17 protein-coding genes are annotated in these 17,301 nt (G+C 61.6%); 11 read left to right on the top strand and 6 right to left on the bottom strand.

Annotation, left to right across the window (positions count from 1 at the left end):
- Positions 1-3: 3 nt before the first annotated feature.
- The 6 genes from AC1DN9_RS09100 (at position 4) to ntrC (ending at position 6,601) form a co-directional block, all read left to right on the top strand.
- On the top strand, positions 4-879 hold the full coding sequence (locus tag AC1DN9_RS09100) for an EI24 domain-containing protein (RefSeq protein ID WP_478099290.1): 876 nt from the start codon (positions 4-6) through the stop codon (positions 877-879).
- The gene (locus tag AC1DN9_RS09095) at positions 876-1,676 is read left to right on the top strand and encodes a competence/damage-inducible protein A (protein WP_478099288.1); all 801 of its coding nucleotides are present in this window, start codon (positions 876-878) and stop codon (positions 1,674-1,676) included. Before AC1DN9_RS09100 ends, AC1DN9_RS09095 begins: the two co-directional genes overlap by 4 nt.
- Positions 1,677-1,823: 147 nt before the next feature.
- A complete protein-coding gene (gene glnA, locus AC1DN9_RS09090; RefSeq protein WP_478099286.1) occupies positions 1,824-3,239 on the top strand; it encodes a type I glutamate--ammonia ligase in 1,416 nt (471 codons plus the stop codon).
- Positions 3,240-3,372: 133 nt separating this feature from the next.
- Positions 3,373-3,864: a hypothetical protein gene (locus AC1DN9_RS09085; RefSeq protein WP_478099285.1), complete on the top strand. Its 492-nt coding sequence runs from the start codon at positions 3,373-3,375 to the stop codon at positions 3,862-3,864.
- Between the two features lie 114 nt (positions 3,865-3,978).
- Positions 3,979-5,055, top strand: coding sequence for a nitrogen regulation protein NR(II) (gene glnL / locus AC1DN9_RS09080; RefSeq protein ID WP_478099284.1), 1,077 nt, complete (start codon positions 3,979-3,981; stop codon positions 5,053-5,055).
- A 22-nt stretch (positions 5,056-5,077) separates the two neighbouring features.
- The gene (ntrC, locus tag AC1DN9_RS09075; RefSeq protein ID WP_478099282.1) at positions 5,078-6,601 is read left to right on the top strand and encodes a nitrogen regulation protein NR(I); all 1,524 of its coding nucleotides are present in this window, start codon (positions 5,078-5,080) and stop codon (positions 6,599-6,601) included.
- 18 nt (positions 6,602-6,619) lie between these two features.
- On the opposite strand, the gene AC1DN9_RS09070 is transcribed toward ntrC, so the two are convergent.
- Together AC1DN9_RS09070 and xth are read right to left on the bottom strand one after the other, a co-directional pair.
- Positions 6,620-7,123 (bottom strand): hypothetical protein, encoded by a 504-nt coding sequence (locus tag AC1DN9_RS09070; RefSeq protein WP_478099281.1) that lies wholly within the window; start codon positions 7,121-7,123, stop codon positions 6,620-6,622.
- Complete coding sequence (gene xth / locus AC1DN9_RS09065) at positions 7,120-7,899, bottom strand: exodeoxyribonuclease III (RefSeq protein ID WP_478099280.1); 780 nt, start codon at positions 7,897-7,899, stop codon at positions 7,120-7,122. The genes AC1DN9_RS09070 and xth overlap by 4 nt, the downstream gene beginning before the upstream one ends.
- A 382-nt stretch (positions 7,900-8,281) precedes the next feature.
- Between xth and AC1DN9_RS09060 the strand changes: the two genes are divergently transcribed.
- A complete protein-coding gene (locus tag AC1DN9_RS09060) occupies positions 8,282-9,826 on the top strand; it encodes an ATP-dependent nuclease (RefSeq protein ID WP_478099278.1) in 1,545 nt (514 codons plus the stop codon).
- Between the two features lie 131 nt (positions 9,827-9,957).
- On the opposite strand, the gene AC1DN9_RS09055 is transcribed toward AC1DN9_RS09060, so the two are convergent.
- From AC1DN9_RS09055 to AC1DN9_RS09040, 4 genes are all read right to left on the bottom strand, one after another.
- Complete coding sequence (locus AC1DN9_RS09055) at positions 9,958-10,137, bottom strand: hypothetical protein (protein WP_478099276.1); 180 nt, start codon at positions 10,135-10,137, stop codon at positions 9,958-9,960.
- Between the two features lie 131 nt (positions 10,138-10,268).
- Positions 10,269-10,406 carry a hypothetical protein gene (locus tag AC1DN9_RS09050; protein WP_478099274.1) on the bottom strand — a complete coding sequence of 46 codons (138 nt, stop codon included), beginning with the start codon at positions 10,404-10,406 and terminating at the stop codon, positions 10,269-10,271.
- A 57-nt stretch (positions 10,407-10,463) separates the two neighbouring features.
- The gene (locus AC1DN9_RS09045; protein ID WP_478099273.1) at positions 10,464-10,826 is read right to left on the bottom strand and encodes a hypothetical protein; all 363 of its coding nucleotides are present in this window, start codon (positions 10,824-10,826) and stop codon (positions 10,464-10,466) included.
- Complete coding sequence (locus tag AC1DN9_RS09040) at positions 10,826-11,236, bottom strand: hypothetical protein (protein ID WP_478099271.1); 411 nt, start codon at positions 11,234-11,236, stop codon at positions 10,826-10,828. Before AC1DN9_RS09040 ends, AC1DN9_RS09045 begins: the two co-directional genes overlap by 1 nt.
- Before the next feature lie 80 nt (positions 11,237-11,316).
- Between AC1DN9_RS09040 and AC1DN9_RS09035 the strand changes: the two genes are divergently transcribed.
- From AC1DN9_RS09035 to AC1DN9_RS09020, 4 genes are all read left to right on the top strand, one after another.
- Entirely contained in the window at positions 11,317-11,721 is a 405-nt protein-coding gene (locus AC1DN9_RS09035; RefSeq protein ID WP_478099270.1) for a hypothetical protein, read from the top strand.
- A 78-nt stretch (positions 11,722-11,799) separates the two neighbouring features.
- On the top strand, positions 11,800-13,995 hold the full coding sequence (locus AC1DN9_RS09030; RefSeq protein WP_478099269.1) for a TonB-dependent receptor: 2,196 nt from the start codon (positions 11,800-11,802) through the stop codon (positions 13,993-13,995).
- A gap of 69 nt (positions 13,996-14,064) precedes the next feature.
- Positions 14,065-14,778, top strand: coding sequence for a MotA/TolQ/ExbB proton channel family protein (locus AC1DN9_RS09025; protein WP_478099267.1), 714 nt, complete (start codon positions 14,065-14,067; stop codon positions 14,776-14,778).
- Between the two features lie 248 nt (positions 14,779-15,026).
- Entirely contained in the window at positions 15,027-17,258 is a 2,232-nt protein-coding gene (locus tag AC1DN9_RS09020) for a hypothetical protein (RefSeq protein WP_478099265.1), read from the top strand.
- Positions 17,259-17,301 lie beyond the last annotated feature (43 nt).

Here is a 17,301-nt window from a genome sequence, read left to right as displayed (position 1 = left end):
CCAATGCGTCTCCTCCTCGATTCGTTCTGGCGTTCGGTCGCCTATTGCATGCACCCGCGGGTGATCGTTCTGTCGTTCCTGCCCCTGGCGCTCATGGTTGTCCTGGCGACCATCCTGGGCTATTTTTATTGGGATGCCGCCGTCGCCTGGACGCGCGGAGCGCTGGACGCATGGCCTTTGCTGTCCAGCTTGTGGAACTGGATCGGCCAGCTGTTTTCCAGCAACGTGACGGCGATCCTGGCGCCACTGGTTGTCGTTCTGGCCGTCACGCCGCTGATCGTGGTGGTCTCGCTGCTGGTCGTGGCCAGCCTCATGGCGCCCGCCCTCACACACCTGGTGGCAGAGCGCCGGTTTCCGGCGCTTGAACGGAAGAAGGGTGCCTCCTTCATCGGAAGCGTTGCGCGATCACTCGGGCTCACCCTGCTGGCGATGCTCGCCCTCGTGGTCTCGATGCCGCTCTGGCTGATTCCGCCGCTGGTGCTGATCCTTCCGCCGCTCATCTGGGGCTGGCTGACCTACCGCGTGATGAGCTTCGACGCCCTGTCCGAACACGCGACGCCCGAGGAGCGGAATGCGCTGTTGCGCGCGCATCGAATGCCCTTGCTCGGCATCGGCGTGCTTTGCGGCTACCTCGGTGCCGCACCCAGCATCGTGTGGGCGTCGGGTCTGCTGTTCGCCGCGGCCTTCTTCGTACTCGCGCCGCTGGCGATCTGGATCTACACGCTGGTGTTTGCATTCTCCGCCCTGTGGTTCGCGCACTATTGCCTCGATGCGCTGGCACGGTTGCGCACGCAACAAGCGGCAGCGGCAATCTCGCCACCCGGGCTCGAAATGGCGGATGCCAACAATGCCGCCGCAAATCAATGGAGTGCACCATGAGCCGATCATTCGGTCTGATCGTCATCGGCGACGAAATCCTCTCCGGCAAGCGCATCGACAAGCACATGCCCAAGGTCGTCGAATTCCTCGGCGCCCGCGGGTTGTCGCTGACGTGGGCGGAGTACGTCGGCGACGTGCCGGTACGCATCACTGCCGCACTGGCGCGCGCCTTCGACTCGGGTGACGTGGTGTTTTCCACCGGCGGCATCGGCGCCACACCCGACGATCACACCCGGCAGTGTGCGGGCGCAGCGCTTGGCGTTCCGTTGGCGCTGCATCCGGAGGCCGAGGTCCTGATCCGCGAACGCATGCAGGACACGGCGCGAGAACAGGGCACCGCCTACGAGCCTGACCGCCCTGACAACGTGCACCGCCTCAACATGGGCGTGTTTCCGTTGGGCTCGAAGATCATCCGCAACCCGTACAACAAGATCCCCGGCTTCAGCGTGGGCGATGTGCACTTCGTGCCGGGCTTCCCGGTGATGGCGTGGCCGATGATCGAGTCGGTGCTCGACGAGCGCTATGCGCATCTGTTCGCCCGAGGGCGTGCGGTCGAGAAATCCGTGATCGTCTACGGCTCCATGGAGGCGACGCTGACCCCTTTGATGCAGTCGATCGAGCGCGAGCATCCGGGCATCAGGGTGTTCAGCCTGCCGAGCGTCGACCATGCCGAGCATGGCCGACACATCGAACTCGGCGTGAAAGGCAATTCGGACAAGATCGACGCCGCCTACGCGCAGTTGCTGGGGGGGCTGAACGCCCTTGGTGCACGCCTTGGCCCTGAATTGGTGCGATGAACAAGCGCGCACCAATTTGGTTACAACTTGCCTGTTTTTGGGGGGCCACTGCAGTGCCGGAGCCCCCTCGGTGCCAGTGACAATGGCACAAAAACTGCATTCCGGTTTACCCATACTTCCAACCACTATCCAAACCAGGAGAACCTGATGGCAAAGACCGTCGCCGATGTACTCAAACTCGTCAAGGAAAACGAGGTCAAGTTCGTCGACTTTCGCTTCACCGACACCCGCGGCAAGGAACAGCACGTGACCGTGCCGGTTTCCGCGTTCGACGAAGACAAGTTCACATCGGGCCATGCGTTCGATGGTTCGTCGATTGCCGGTTGGAAGGGCATCGAAGCTTCGGACATGCAACTCATGCCCGACCCGAACACGGCCAACATCGACCCCTTCTTCGAAGAAACCACGCTCATCCTGACCTGCGACGTGGTCGATCCTTCCGACGGCAAGCCCTACGAGCGCGATCCGCGTTCGCTCGCCAAGCGCGCCGAGGCCTACATGAAGGCATCGGGCCTGGGCGACACTGCCTACTTCGGACCGGAACCCGAGTTCTTCGTGTTCGACGGCGTGCGCTGGCAGAACGACATGTCCGGCTGCATGGTGAAGATCGACTCCGAAGAAGCGGCCTGGAACACCGGCAAGGAATTCGAGCACGGCAACACCGGCCATCGTCCCGCGGTCAAGGGCGGCTATTTCCCGGTCCCGCCGGTCGACAGCTTCCAGGACATGCGCTCCGAAATGTGCCTGGTGCTCGAGTCGCTCGGCATCCCGGTCGAAGTGCATCACCATGAAGTGGCCAATGCCGGCCAGATGGAACTCGGCACCAAGTTCAGCACGTTGATCCAGCGCGCCGACTGGGTCCAGCTTCAGAAGTATGTCATCCACAACGTCGCACATGCCTACGGCAAGACGGCGACCTTCATGCCCAAGCCGATCGTCGGCGACAACGGCTCCGGCATGCATGTGCACCAGTCGGTCTGGAAGGACGGCAAGAACCTGTTCGCAGGCGACGGCTACGCCGGCCTCAGCGACTTCGCGCTGCACTACATCGGCGGCATCATCAAGCATGCTCGCGCGCTGAACGCCATCACGAACCCTGGCACCAACAGCTACAAGCGCCTGGTCCCCGGCTTCGAAGCACCGGTGAAGCTGGCCTACTCGGCCAAGAACCGCTCGGCATCGATCCGCATTCCGTTCGTGGCCAACCCGAAGGGCCGTCGCGTCGAAGCGCGCTTCCCCGATCCGCTGATGAACCCGTACCTCGGCTTTGCGGCGCTGCTGATGGCCGGTCTCGACGGCGTGGAAAACAAGATCCATCCGGGCGAAGCCGCCAGCAAGGATCTCTACCACCTGCCGCCGGAAGAAGACGCGCTGATCCCGACCGTGTGCCACAGCCTCGACCAGGCCCTGGACTACCTCGACAAGGACCGCGCATTCTTGACCAAGGGCGGCGTGTTCACCGATACGTACATCGATGCGTACATCGACCTCAAGATGCAGGAAGTGACGCGCTTCCGCATGGCGACGCACCCCGTCGAATTCGACATGTACTACTCACTCTGAGCCGAGCCCCGGCCAGCGTTAAAAAGGACGGCTTCTGCCGTCCTTTTTCTTTTGGCCTGGGTAGGAACACCAGCACGGCGCACCTGTCGAATTGCACGAAAATGCCCGTTTGATGCGCACTACATCCATGACCATGAAGACTCCTTCCGCTTTCCTGCTGGCTGCTTTTGCCGTGGCCGGTCTGAACATGCACGCCCAGGCGCAGGAGCGCGTCTGGCGCTGCGGGAACGAATACACCAACAATGCTACCGTGGCCCAGCAGCGCGGTTGCAAGGTGATGGAGGGCGGCAACGTCACGGTGGTGCAGGGCAATCGCCCGATCGCTTCCGCGGCACCGTCCAGCGCCGCCGCCCGGTCGCCGGCGGGCAGTCCGCGCGTCGACGGCGCGGACCAGCGCGCGCGCGACGGCGAGGCGCGCTCGGTGCTGGAGTCCGAACTCAAGAAGGCACAGGAGCGGCAGGCACAGCTCCTCAAGGACTACAACAACGGCGAGCCCGAGAAGCAGGGCAGCGAATCGCGCAACTACCAGAAGTACCTGGACCGCGTGGCGGATATGAAGGCCGAGATTGCGCGCAACGAGAGCGATATCGCCGGCATCCAACGCGAGATCGAGCGAATCAAATGACACTCCCCCCCAGGCTGCGCGCACTTCGTGTCGCTTCGCCAACCCCCTGCCGGGGGCAACGCCGACGGCCCGGCGGAGCCGGTTCCGTGGCGTTTCAGGAAGAGACTTCCTCACGTGGCTTTTGGTAAACCGGCGGGGCCTGGCAAGCGCTTTCAGGCCTTTGATCTTCTTTCGACGCTGATTGCCGTGGTTCGCATCGACGGGTCGGTGTTGTTTGCCAACGCCGGTCTCGAGGATGCGCTGGGCACTTCGCGCCGCACGCTTGAAGGTTCGCAGTTCGGCGCTTGTTTTCAGGAGCCCCAGGTGTTGCGCACGGCCATTGAAGGCGCGCGCAGCAATGACTTCGCCACGCTGCGCTATGAGGCGCTGCTGCGTCGCGTCAATCATGAGTTGATGCCGGTGCAGGTGACGCTCGCGCAGAGCGAAAAGGCGGGCGAGTTGATCGTCGAGATGTCACCGCTCGAACAGCAGGTGCGGCAGGATCGCGAAGAGCGCCTGCTCGATCAGGCGCAAGCCAACAAGGAGCTGATCCGCAATCTCGCGCACGAGATCAAGAATCCGCTTGGCGGCATACGGGGCGCGGCGCAACTGCTGCAGATGGAAGTCGAATCGCGCGACCTCATCGAATACACGCAGGTCATCATCCACGAAGCCGATCGCTTGCAGACGCTGGTCGATCGGCTGCTGGCACCTCACCGCCGGCCGCACGTGGTGGGCGACGTCAATATTCACGAGGTGTGCGAGCGCGTTCGTTCGGTGATCCTCGCGGAGTTTCCTCGCGACCTGCACATCGAGCGCGATTTCGACGTGTCGATCCCGGAGTTTCGCGGCGATCGCGAGCAGCTGATCCAGGCGACGCTCAACATCGTTCACAACGCCGCGCAAGCGCTTGCCGAAAGGCGCGCCGCAGGCGATGCGCAGATCACCTTCAAGACCCGCATCGCACGTCAGGTTATCTTCAATAAGCAGTGGTATCGACTGGCACTGGAATTGCATGTCATTGACAATGGACCGGGCGTGCCGGACGCGATCAAGGACCGCATCTTCTACCCGCTGGTGTCGGGCCGGGAAGGCGGGACAGGCTTGGGATTGACGCTTGCGCAAACCTTTGTGCAGCAGCATCACGGCGTGATCGAGTGCGACAGTGTCCCGGGCCGGACCGATTTCAAGATACTGATACCGCTGCCCTAGCAGCCACGCAACAAGGAGCTGCATGAAGCCGATCTGGATAGTGGATGATGATCAATCAATCCGCTTCGTGCTTGAAAAAGCGCTGCTGCGCGAAGACCTGCCGACCCGTAGCTTCACCAACACGCGCGAGGTACTCGCGGCGCTCGAAGCGGCAGCCGACGACGAACTGCAGGGCCCTCAGGTCCTGGTGAGCGACATTCGCATGCCCGGAGGTTCGGGCCTCGATCTTCTCGACAAGATCAAGGCCAAGCACCCCGGCCTTCCGGTCATCATCATGACCGCCTTCTCCGACCTCGACAGCGCCGTTTCGGCCTTTCAAGGCGGTGCCTTCGAATACCTGCCGAAGCCTTTCGATCTGCCGCGCGCGGTCGAGCTGATTCGTCGCGCGGTGGACGAAAGCCAGCGCGAGGAAGTGGCCGAGGAGCGCATGGCGGCCACGCCCGAGATGCTCGGCCAGGCACCGGCGATGCAGGATGTCTTCCGGGCGATCGGAAGGCTGTCGCAGAGCAACGTCACGGTGTTGATCACCGGCGAGTCGGGTTCCGGCAAGGAACTCGTCGCGCGTGCGCTGCACAAGCATTCGCCGCGTGCGAACGGTCCCTTTGTCGCGATCAACACGGCGGCGATTCCGAAGGATCTGCTCGAGAGCGAACTCTTCGGCCATGAGCGCGGTGCGTTCACCGGCGCGCAGACCATGCGCCGCGGCCGCTTCGAGCAAGCCGAGGGCGGAACCCTGTTCCTCGACGAGATCGGCGACATGCCCTTCGATTTGCAGACGCGCTTGCTGCGTGTGCTGAGCGACGGGCATTTCTATCGTGTCGGTGGCCACAACTCGGTCAAGGCCAACGTGCGTGTGATTGCCGCGACCCATCAGGATCTGGAGCAGCGCGTCAAGCTGGGCGGCTTCCGCGAAGACTTGTTCCATCGACTCAACGTGATCCGCCTGCGGCTGCCCGCGTTGCGTGAACGTGGCGAGGATGTGCCGGCGCTCACGCGTCACTTCCTGCAGCAAAGTGCGAAGCAACTGGGCGTCGAGCCCAAGCGCATTTCCGATGCGGCACTTGCCCGCCTGGCGGCTTTCAATTTCCCGGGCAACGTTCGTCAACTCGAAAACATCTGCCATTGGCTGACCGTGATGGCACCCGCGCAGCTGATCGAGGCCAAGGATCTGCCGCCTGAAGTGATGGCGATTGCAGCCGGCGAGGCGCCTCCTGCGGTTGTTGCAGCGCCACCTGTGGCGGTACCGGCAGCAGTGGCGGAGCACGAGCCGGCGGCGATTGCGCTGCCGTTGCCGGTCGCCGCCGCGCCCGCGCCGCTCGCCGGCGCAGCCGCAGCCACATGGGAAAGCGGGCTCGAAATGGAAGCGCAGAGCATGCTGGCTGCCGGTCGCACCGACGTGTGGGATGCCCTGTCGCGCCGTTTCGAATCGCGCCTGATCCTCACGGCCCTGGCCAGCACGCGCGGCCGCCGCATCGAGGCCGCGCAAAAGCTCGGCATCGGCCGCAACACCATCACGCGCAAGATTCAGGAGTTGGGCCTGGAGTAAGCCAGGGGAGGGCGGAAATCAGCGGCTGCGCTGGCCGAGTGTCAGCGTGTCGAGCTGGAACTGCCCGCTCCGGTCCCAGAGCCAAGTCTCGACATAGGTGTGTGCGCCCAGTTTGCCGGGGTTCGGCAGGGGCGACGCACCCTTGATCAGCTCGGCGATCTTCGGAGGCACCTCGGGCGCATGGCTTGGCGTGCGGCTGAAATTCACCGCCGTCACGCGCCCTGTGGCGTCGACTTCGGTTTCGGTGACAACGACCGCATACACCAGCGGCGGGATCTTGCCTTTGAAAATGCGCTTCGGATAGGTCTTGTAGATGTAGGACGCGCCGATCTTGCGATAGGCACGCACGGCCGGCGTCTGCGGCGTAATCAGCCGCACGTTGGCCACTTGGTCCGACGGCCCTTCCTGAGCCCCTGGCGCGGTTGGCGAAGCGCCTTCGCTCTTCTTTTCAGGATTCAGCGCCGAGCAACCCGCAAGGCCGAGTGCGGCGACAAGGGCAGTCAGGGCAAGCGCGATTCTCATGGTTCGAGGTCGAGGATCACAGGCGCGTGGTCGCTGGGCTTTTCCCATTTGCGCGGCACCCGGTCGATCACGCAACCCTTGACGCGTGGAAGCAGCGGATCGCTCACCAGGATGTGATCGATGCGCAAGCCGCGGTTCTTCTGGTAGCCCAGCATGCGGTAGTCCCACCACGAATAGCTCTTCTCGGGTTGCTCGAAGAGGCGGAAGCTGTCCGTCAGGCCCAGCTTCAGCAGGTCCTTGAAGTGGTTGCGCTCCTCGGTCGTGTGATGGATCGTTTCGGCGAGGCCCACGGGGTCGAAGCTGTCTCGGTCTTCCGGCGTGATGTTGAAGTCGCCGAGGAGCACCAGGTTCGGATGCGCGACGAGTTCCGCGCGCAGCCAGTCACGCAGTGCCTCCAGCCATTTCATCTTGTAGGCGAACTTGTCGGTGCCCGGCGCCTGGCCGTTGACGAAGTAGCCGTTGACGATGCGGAGTTCGCCGGACGGTGTGTCGATGCTGGCGCTGATCACGCGCGAGTGTTCATCGGTGAAGCCGCCGATGTTCTTCAGCACGTCCCGGACCGGAGCGAGGCTCAGCACGGCCACGCCGTTGTAGGTCTTCTGTCCGAAGACCGCGGCCTCATAGCCGGCCGACTTCAGGACCTCCAGGGGAAACTTGTCGTCGCTCATCTTGAGCTCTTGCAGGCAGAGCACGTCCACCGGGTTGGCGATGAGCCAGTCGAGCACGTGTTGAAGACGCGCGGTGAGGGAGTTGACGTTCCAGGTGGCTATGCGCATAAATATCGTAAGCTATTGATTTTAAACAATATTTCTCTTCTGTTCCCAATGCATACCCAATCCAATACCCAAAAATCTGGTTGGTGCATCGGGCCGGGCGGGCCTCATCGGCCTGCACCCATACGGCATGGTAGCCGAGGGCTTGAACCATGCCCTCGCTCGTAAGCAAGGCGACCGACAATTGACGCTTTCACATCCCGCGCGCATCAACAGGCTGGACGCGAACAGCGTGGCTCCTTCGTCAGGCGACGCGTTGCGGTTATGGAGGACGTTCCGTCCAACCGCGAGCGAGCCCGGCGCAGGGCGTTTCAGTTTGTTCTCCCGATACTGCTAGGTCGTGAGACCATGCGGGCCGCGACTGAACAAGCAACAAAGAGGAACCATGGCAAATCACATTGCGTTCGCAAACTTCAATATCTTCGGAGGCGTGCTAGAGGGGCGGATGGAGTTTGGGCCTGGGCTAAATATCGTAAGCGGCGAGAACGGCACATTGAAAACTCAAATGCTTCAGGCGCTCAGAGGCGGTGGTCAGGCTGTCGCGTCGGACCCGAGTCAAGCACTCCGGATGCAGGTGTTCAGTCCGAAGCGAAATTCAGAGCGGCGAGCCGTCGATAATATTGTTCAATTCTTCCGGCAGAACAACCGAACCTGGGATACCAGTATCAATGAGCGCATCAATGCGCAAATAAATACCACAGGTTTCGATACCTATAATTCGTTGGCCGATCTCTATTATCTTCTCTTTGAGTACCGAGCTAAGGATGGTTTGGATCGGCATGCGCATATGACGGCCGTTGCTCAGGAGTTTAACGAGGTTATCGGCGCAGTTTTTCCAAATTACCGCTTGCTGGTTCAGTGGGATTCGGTGCTGGGATCACCTCGCATAAAAATGCAAAAGGCGGGAAATGTCGAGTTCCCGGTAGAGGCGCTTTCGATGGGGGAGCAAGAAGTCCTCTCGCTCATTCTCAACATTAGTACTGGCATGAGTGCGTTCGACGTTTATCTGATCGACGAACCAGAGGTTCATCTCAACTGGCATCTGGAGGAAAGGCTTTTTAGTTTTTTGGACGATTTGTGCGAAAACCACGCCAAACAGGCTATTGTGGTCACGCATAGTCGGACGATTTTTAAGCCAAGATTCTTCGAAAAAGCGCAGTTTCTTAGCTGGGGCCAAGCCGGCAAAGTTGAGTGGAGTAAGAGCCTTAGCGCCGAGAAGAGGCGTAGGTTGGCTGGTGATGCGGTTGAAATTATTGCGTTGGGTGATTTCTCAAAGCTCACATTCTTCGTCGAAGATTCAAGCCACGCTCTGGTGCTTGAAAAACTGGCGCAGCATTTTCAGAAGTCAATCACGGTCTCTCCGTGCGGAAATTCCAACAATGTTATTTCTCTTTTTAAATTTCAATTAGGACAAAATTCTTGGCCGAATTCGTACTTTATCATCGACGGTGACAATCAAGGTAACCCTTTCCCTAATAGTGGTCAGTTCATTCATTTGCCCTACTATTGCATCGAGAATTTTCTCTTGGATATCGAGGTTCTTGCTTCGGCCTTGAGTATGACGCCGGAGGTGGTTCAAAACTCGCTGCTTGAAGTCATTAAGGCGAAAAGAAGCTTGCTTTTTAAGCAGAATAAATTCTTCGCATTCTTGGTTGATAGCCTGGTCGGCGAACACCTCACGTTCGATAGGCTCACAAGCCTAGATGGTTCGGTTGTGGTGCCCGAGCTATTGAAGAAACTGGGTGCAGGCTCGATGGAAGATTTCTTGCCAAAGTACATCGAGGCGGCGTCCAAAATGGATCGACTTAATAACCTGCTGCCTGAAACGATTTCAAGCTTGCTGAGTACCAGCGACACGGCTGCGCTGGTCGCTGAGCCGGCAATACTTGTGCAGGCTGAAGCGCAGTTGTCACCGGCGGAGGGCAACTAGGACGTCGTGCATGGGCGCGGGGGACTTCCGCGCTGCCCAGCCTGCCAGGGTCAAACCCTACTAACCATGTCTCGCTGGATGTCGCGCCGGCATCGTGAGCTCGATGTGAGTTGGTCTGGGACTTAGCGTCACTACGCTGCGTTCGCCGCCTTGTCGTAAGCGTCAGCCACCGCCTTGGAGGCCGGCACGGCCTTGTCGCGCAGATAGAGGTTGTCGGTTACATCCGGATCGACTTCGACAATGGTCCCGGCGAAGCGGACGATGCCGTCAATCGCGACCGTCGCGGTCAGCTTGATTCTTTCAGTTTGCATTTCTATTTTCGAGGTTGCGGCAGGGGATGCACGGTCGCGAGGGACTTTCGCGTAACCCTGCCGTGCCAGGGATCGGTCTAACCACACACTGATGTCCCACCGGATGAAGCGCCGGCACCGCTGAAATCATTTCAACTGGTCGATTGCTGCTGGATCACCAGCCTGAGCAGCGCGGCGGCGGTGCTGCTAAGGGTCAGCCGCGCGCCAGTGCGCTGTTCGACAGTGCGCTGGTGCTGCTTCAGGGCTTCGGCAGTAGGGCGATCAAGCATGACGGACACCTTTTGATCGCAGGGCGTTCGATGGGGAGTTGTGTTCACGATTTCCTCTCACCAAGAATGGACCCAGCCCTTGCCTCGCGCCTGCCGTTGCCGTTGGCGCACGCGCTCGCGCACCACGCGCCGAAGCCAGCGAGTTGCGACATCGACCTGGCTGGGCGACAGTTCCGGGTAGCGCGCCGCGATGGCTTTTGGCGTCTCGTCGGGACCATCGAACCATCCCTGGCTTTCGGGCAGTTGGACTATCACGCGCGGAGGCTGCTTCGGATCGGCGGCCCGCTCGTGCACGACCGCCGCGTCAAGGTCCGACATGAGCCACGGCGGCAATTCGGCGGCATCCTCAGCTGGTGCCGGGGTCGGTGCTTTGTCCGCTTCGGGCGTCCTGCCGTATGCGCACTTGCGCATCTTGAGCATCACGCGGCCACCCAAAAATCGGGCGTCGGAATCAGCGGCTCGATGGTCACGAACAACGAGATTTCCAAGTCGCCTTGCGTGGACATGCGCTTGATGACCACGCGAATGTCATCACGCACGGCGACTGCGGCACGGCCAAACGCGCCGATGACGCTGGGGGCGACAACATCCGTCATTTCAGCGTTCACGCCAGCCACACGAAGAACGCCATCGGCGCCGATTGCAGCGCCGTGCGCGGTGGTGCCGGACATTGCGCTCAGTTCACCGAAGCGAAGGCCGCGTGCCGCAGCAGCTGCGAGACTGAAAGGTGCGGGGGTGTTCGCCACGATGGCTGAAAGCAGAGTGGCATCGCAGACCCTGGCAACGCCAAGAGCGAGCGCGCGCGCCACGATGCATTGTGCCGACTCCATGCTGGAACAGCGCATCGAGCAAGGGTCGCCTCGAACAGCTCGTGAGATAGGCAGCTTCTGTAACAATCATGCCCGTGCGCATGCACCGATTCCGACGCCCCATCAACTTCGTCCTGACGCTGGCATTGCTGCTCGCGTCGACGTTGGGGATGATGCATGGCAGCCTGCATGCGCCGGGCTTGCAGCACTTCGAGACGGCGCTGGAGCAACATTCCAGCGGCGGGGCCGCCCCTGCTGACGGTTCCGCGGCATCTGCCGACCCAACCGGTCCGTCGCATGGCTGGCTGCTGAAGCTCTTCGACCACCAGGAAGGCCAGCAGTGCCGGCTCTACGACCAACTGAGCGGTGGCTGTGCGCCGCTCGGCGTGCCGATGGTCGCAGTGGCAATTGCATTGCCGACGGCAACCCTTCCTTATTTCATGGGCCAGGCGCCTGCCTGGCCGCCCGCGCTGTTCGAGGCGCGCGGCCCCCCGTCGAACCATTGAATCGTCATTTCGTTGCCGGCCGAAGCGCGCTACAGCGCGTCGGCCTGCTTCCCTTTGATTCAATGAGTTCATCATCACATGTCACCCTTTTTCAAGCGCAACGCCATCGGCGTTGCGGTTCTCGCTTTGCTGTCGGTTGCGGCTTCCGCGCAATCTGCGCTTCCAGCAACACTCGCAACCACTCCTGCCGACAATGCGACGCCCGCGCCGCCAGCAGATTCAGTTCCTGCCGCCGAAGGAACGCTGTCGACTGTGGAAGTCAGGGAGCAACGAGCGACCAGCGCGCGCATGGTGCTTTCGCCGCAGGTCGGAACGACCGTCTATCACATCGACAGCACCTTCATCGACTCGCTCGCCAAAGGCGATGCGACCTCCTTCGACGAAGTCCTGCTGACGCTGCCAGGCGTCTCCAAGGACTCGAAGGCCTCCGGATCTCTGCACATTCGCGACGACCACGCGAATGTGCAGTACCGCATCAACGGCGTCCAGTTGCCTGAGGCCATCGCGGGCTTCGGACAGGCGCTGGACACGCGCTACATCCAGTCGCTCGATTTCCTGACCGGCGCGCTGCCGGCGCAGTTCGGCCTTCGGACGGCCGGCGTCATCGACATCCAGACCAAGTCAGGCTTCGGGCAACCCGGGGGCTCGCTCGGGATCGGCATCGGGAGCCACAACATGCTGCAGCTCAACGGCGCGGTGTACGGCACCAAGGGCAACCTGAGCTACTACCTGTCGGGCAGTGCGCTGACGAGCGACCAGGGCATCGAGAATCCGCAGCCCACCACGAACGCGCTGCACGACAAGACGACCCAGGGCAGCAGCTTCGGCAACCTGTCCTACTACCTCGACGACGACACACGCGTCGGCCTGATGTTCGGAACCTACGACGGCAAGTTCCAGATCCCGAACAATCCGGGCCAGGTTCCGGCCTTCTCGCTGGCAGGCTTCAGCGACCTGGCCACCGGCTTCAACGCGTTGCCGTCTTCCCTCCTCGACGAGAACCAGACGGAGCGAACCCGATTCGTCGCACTGTCCTACCAAAAGACGCTGGGCGCGCTGGACTTCCAGGTTTCGCTGCTGCGCCAGTACTCGAGCGTGCACTTCGAGCCCGACAACGCCGGGGACCTGATCTACAACGGCGTGGCATCGAATACGCGCCGCACGAACTCGGCGAACGGGCTGCAGCTGGACGCTTCCTACAAGGCCAGCGACTCGCACACGCTGCGCTTCGGGGGCGCCTATACGCGTCAGTACACGCAGAGCATCAATGGCGTCGGGGCATTCACCGTGGACGAGTCGGGTGCGCAGACCAGCAACTATCCGGTGCTCATCACCGACAACTCGGACAAGGTCGGACACCTGGGCAGTCTGTACGCCCAGGACGAGTGGCGCATCGATCCGAAGCTCACGCTCAACTACGGCCTGCGCTACGACAGTGTCGACGCCTTCACCGACGAGCATCAATGGAGTCCGCGCCTCAATCTGGCCTACGCGGCGACGGAGGCGACCGCGTTCCACGCCGGCGTCGCGCGCTACTTCACGCCGCCGCCGCAGGAATTGGCGTCGCAGCAGAGCATCAACCTGTACACGGGCACGACCAACCAGCCCGAAGTACCGATTTCAGACCCGGTCAAGGCCGAGCGGACCACCTACTACGACATCGGCGCGTCGCACAAGGTGAATTCAGCCCTGAGCCTGTCGGCAGACGTCTACTACAAGTCGATCAAGAACCTCCTCGACGAAGGCCAGTTCGGCCAGGCGCTGATTCTTTCGCCCTTCAACTATGAGAAGGGCTACGCGCGCGGCATCGAGCTTTCAGCCCGCTACAACCAGGACAACTGGTCGGGTTACGCGAACTTCGCCTACCAGAAGGCGCAGGGCAAGAACATCGTCTCGGGGCAGTCGCTCTTCGGCGCGGACGAGTTGGCCTACATCGCGAACAACTATGTCTATCTGGACCATGACCAGACTTACACAGCCTCCGCAGGCGCCAGCTACAGCTTTGGCGCGAGCAAGCTGAGCGGCGACCTCATCTTCGGCAGCGGGGTGCGTCGCACACCGGACGGCGGTCCGCCCAATGGTGCCGCGCTGCCGAGCTACACGGTGGTCAATCTCTCGCTGAGTCACACGTGGAAAGCGTCCTCGACCAGCGACATCGAGGGCCGGGTCGCGATCCTGAATCTGTTCGACAAGGTCTACCTGCTGCGCGACGGACCGGCATCGGCGTCGGCGCGCCCCAGTATGGAACTCGGCGAACGCTCTTTGTGGGGATGACGACGCATTTCTAGAATATCCCGCAGGCACCTGAAGCGCCGTGCAGCCAACACCCTGGAGCAGCTTCGTATGGATTCCCAACTCGGCCTGATGAACATATGGCACCAAGGCGATTTCGTCACCAGGGGCGTCGCCTTGTTGTTGATCGGAATGTCGCTCGCGTCGTGGATGGTGATCCTGATCAAGGCACTCGATGTCATCAGGTACCAGCGCATGGCGAAGCGTTCGAATGACTTCTGGCACAGCGAGGACTTCGCCACCGCGCTCGACAAGCTCGGCAAGGGCGATGGCAATCCGTTCCGCGCGCTGGCCCTGGAGGGCCGCGAGGCGGCGGCGCATCATCGCGACGCCAAGGCTCATCTGCACGACGCGCTCGACCTGAGCGACTGGATGACGCGCGCACTGCGCAATGGCATCGACGAGTTCACGGCGCGCCTGCAGACCGGGCTCGCCGTTCTGGCTTCGGTCGGTTCGACCGCTCCCTTCATTGGACTGTTCGGCACCGTGTGGGGCATCTATCACGCGTTGATGAGCATAGGCCTGGCCGGCCAGGCGACGATCGACAAGGTGGCCGGCCCGATCGGCGAGGCGCTGATCATGACGGCGCTGGGTCTCGCGGTGGCCATTCCGGCAGTGCTGGGCTACAACGCGCTGGTGCGCGGCAACAAGTTCGTGCTGACCAAGCTCAACAGCTTTGCGCATGACCTGCACGCGTACTTCGTGACCGGGGCCCGCGTGCAAGGCGCCGTCGAAGGCAACGTCCTTCCGCTCAGAAAAGGCTGAGCTTCGCCGCATTCGGCGAGACCTTGAGGTGTTTCTAGAAGTACGACATCTTATGAGGTCGAACGTCTACCCATCAGCACCTTGAAGGGTCACAGAGGCGCCCCTCCCGAGTGCTTTTGAATTAGGGACCTTCCCTGCGTTGACGCTTGCAATTTCGCCTGAACATAATGGGTCGCCAACTTATACGATGACTGATAACGTAAGTGTTAAGGCGATTCCTTCAAACAAATCCCGATCAGGAGACAAAAATGTTTTCGCCAAGCAAGCGACCCATTGCGACCGCACTCAGCACACTCACCCTGCTTCTGGCTGCCTGCGGAGGCGGCGGCAACTCTGGCGGGTGGATTCCGCCAACCAGTGGTGGCGGCAGTAGCGCTACAGGCGGCGGCGGGACGACCACGCCTCCGACGACCTCACCGACGGACCCGATCACGCCCACGATGAACGCGAAGTCCCTGCAGGCCATCGTCTACGGCGCACCGGACACGACCGTCCCTGACGGCGCCGGCATTCCCATCACCATGATGGGCCAGATGCGAGCCCTCTTCGATCTCATCAAGAAGGCGCCCGATTTCACGCAGGTGGCGATGGACCTCGGCGATGGGAGCCCGGTGCACGTGCTGGACACGAACACCGGCGACAAATTCCTGCCCGGCAAGCTCGCGCTCGGCCTGTCGTACATCCTGATGGACATGAAGGCGAAGAGCGATCCGCAGTATGCGGACTATCTGGCGACCTACCAGAGCATCACGACGGCGATGATCACGCAGATGAGCGGCGCCAACTACCTCTACGCGAACACGTCGTGGGGCGAGTACTACTACCTCGTCGCGCTCAACAACCTGAAGGCGCGGGGCATGCTCAACGAGGTGTTCAGCGATGCAGTGCTCGCGACGCTGCAGAAGCGCCTCACCTTCTGCGACATGTTCGGGGCGGATGCCAGCGGCAAGACGGACACCTGCCCGGCCGCCGGAACGCCGATCGATGTCGCGACGCTCAACACCGCGCAGAACTACTACGCCGTTTCGTACGGCATCGCCGGGCTGCGGCAAAAGCTCGGTTGGAGCAACCCCAGTTTCTCGTCAACCACCGATCCGACCGTGGCGACCATGGGCGCGCGCGATGCGCTTCTGTACACGCTCGCCAACCACATCCGGAATGACTCGTCGGGCGGGTTCTCCGACGAAGCCTCGAACACCCACACCACCTACTACGACCAGGCGCGCTTTGACCGCTACAGCACCTTGTTGATAGCCGAAGTGACCGAGCGCACCTTCGAGATGGGGAACGAGGCCAACCTGACGGACGAACTCAAGGGCTACCTGCGGAAGTCCGTCGACCTGATCCTGCCGCAACTCAACACCAGCGGCCAAGGCTTCAACTACGGCCGTTCCATCGGCCCATATGGCGACACGGCATTCATGGAGATCCTGACGGCCGCGGCCAATGCGGGCGTCCTGACCGACGAGGAAATGAAGATCGCCTACTCGTTCATCTACAAGGCAGCCTATCGCTACGAGACCTTCTGGTATGACCCGACATTGCCCACGCCGTCGGTGAACATGTGGATCAAGGGCCGCGGAACGGACGGCTATCGCGGCAAGCCGCGTGTCATGGGCGAGAACTTCAGCCTGCTGCATCAGTTCATGTACGTGAACAACTGGTGGAACAAGCTCGGCTTCGGCGGCAAGGCGCCGACGGACGATGCGGCCTTCCAGTCCTGGCTCGACACGACGAAGCCGCACTACACGCTCACCTGGTACAACCAGCCCACCGATGCCGCGCATCCCTACAGCGCCGCATTGATCACGGTGCGCGACGGCAAACGCGTAATCAACCTGAACCTGAGCCAGGCCCCCGACTACAACTCGTTCACGCCCTACTACCCGGTGCCTTTTGCCGACAAGCTGATCTACGGCACGACCGACCTGGCCTATGCGCTGCTGGTGCCCCAAGTCACCTACGGCGGCAAGACCTACCTCCCGGTCACGTATTACAAGAACCTGAATGTGCAGGAGACCAACGGCCAGGTCGTCGTCTCGTTCGACACGACCAAGTTCAGGCAGGCGGCGAAGAATGCGCTCTACACGACCGATATCGATCTGCAGGCGCACACGGTGCTGACGTTCGGGCAGGGCACGGTGACGCGCACCGATACGCTGAGCTCGGCAACCTTGACCGGAAGCATGGCGGTCGAGACGGACTTCACGTCCTTCGCCGACTACCAGAACACGACGGCCAACGCCGATGGTGTCTCGGTGACCTACGCGAACAGCGATGCGACGGGCTACGGCACGGCGGGCTTCGACACCTGCGCCTTGTCGAATTTCGACATGGCGGCCGGGGTCACCAATCCGCTGTCGACCACGCCGATCGGCCAGCTGCATTCGAAGTTCGCCTGCACGACGAATCCGTTTGCGTTGACCTCGAGCACCAACCGTTCCTTCACGTGGACGCTGAAGTACGCGGGCTTGAACTGATCAGCTAGATAGAGATTGCCAGCCTCTGCCGCTCACTCGAAAC

It is taken from the genome of Variovorax sp. 05L425 (assembly GCF_056397705.1).
The sequence above is the reverse complement of the archived record's forward strand: the minus strand, read 5'-3'. Positions and strand labels throughout refer to the sequence as shown.

Excerpts from the sequence above, each read along its gene's own strand:
- AC1DN9_RS09100 (WP_478099290.1), top strand. The coding sequence starts at position 4 with ATGCGTCTCCTCCTCGATTCGTTCTGGCGTTCGGTCGCCTATTGCATG.
- AC1DN9_RS09095 (WP_478099288.1), top strand. The coding sequence starts at position 876 with ATGAGCCGATCATTCGGTCTGATCGTCATCGGCGACGAAATCCTCTCC.
- glnA (WP_478099286.1), top strand. The coding sequence starts at position 1,824 with ATGGCAAAGACCGTCGCCGATGTACTCAAACTCGTCAAGGAAAACGAG.
- AC1DN9_RS09085 (WP_478099285.1), top strand. The coding sequence starts at position 3,373 with ATGAAGACTCCTTCCGCTTTCCTGCTGGCTGCTTTTGCCGTGGCCGGT.
- ntrC (WP_478099282.1), top strand. The coding sequence starts at position 5,078 with ATGAAGCCGATCTGGATAGTGGATGATGATCAATCAATCCGCTTCGTG.
- AC1DN9_RS09070 (WP_478099281.1), bottom strand. The coding sequence starts at position 7,123 with ATGAGAATCGCGCTTGCCCTGACTGCCCTTGTCGCCGCACTCGGCCTT.
- xth (WP_478099280.1), bottom strand. The coding sequence starts at position 7,899 with ATGCGCATAGCCACCTGGAACGTCAACTCCCTCACCGCGCGTCTTCAA.
- AC1DN9_RS09060 (WP_478099278.1), top strand. The coding sequence starts at position 8,282 with ATGGCAAATCACATTGCGTTCGCAAACTTCAATATCTTCGGAGGCGTG.
- AC1DN9_RS09055 (WP_478099276.1), bottom strand. The coding sequence starts at position 10,137 with ATGCAAACTGAAAGAATCAAGCTGACCGCGACGGTCGCGATTGACGGC.
- AC1DN9_RS09050 (WP_478099274.1), bottom strand. The coding sequence starts at position 10,406 with ATGCTTGATCGCCCTACTGCCGAAGCCCTGAAGCAGCACCAGCGCACT.
- AC1DN9_RS09045 (WP_478099273.1), bottom strand. The coding sequence starts at position 10,826 with ATGCTCAAGATGCGCAAGTGCGCATACGGCAGGACGCCCGAAGCGGAC.
- AC1DN9_RS09040 (WP_478099271.1), bottom strand. The coding sequence starts at position 11,236 with ATGGAGTCGGCACAATGCATCGTGGCGCGCGCGCTCGCTCTTGGCGTT.
- AC1DN9_RS09035 (WP_478099270.1), top strand. The coding sequence starts at position 11,317 with ATGCACCGATTCCGACGCCCCATCAACTTCGTCCTGACGCTGGCATTG.
- AC1DN9_RS09030 (WP_478099269.1), top strand. The coding sequence starts at position 11,800 with ATGTCACCCTTTTTCAAGCGCAACGCCATCGGCGTTGCGGTTCTCGCT.
- AC1DN9_RS09025 (WP_478099267.1), top strand. The coding sequence starts at position 14,065 with ATGGATTCCCAACTCGGCCTGATGAACATATGGCACCAAGGCGATTTC.
- AC1DN9_RS09020 (WP_478099265.1), top strand. The coding sequence starts at position 15,027 with ATGTTTTCGCCAAGCAAGCGACCCATTGCGACCGCACTCAGCACACTC.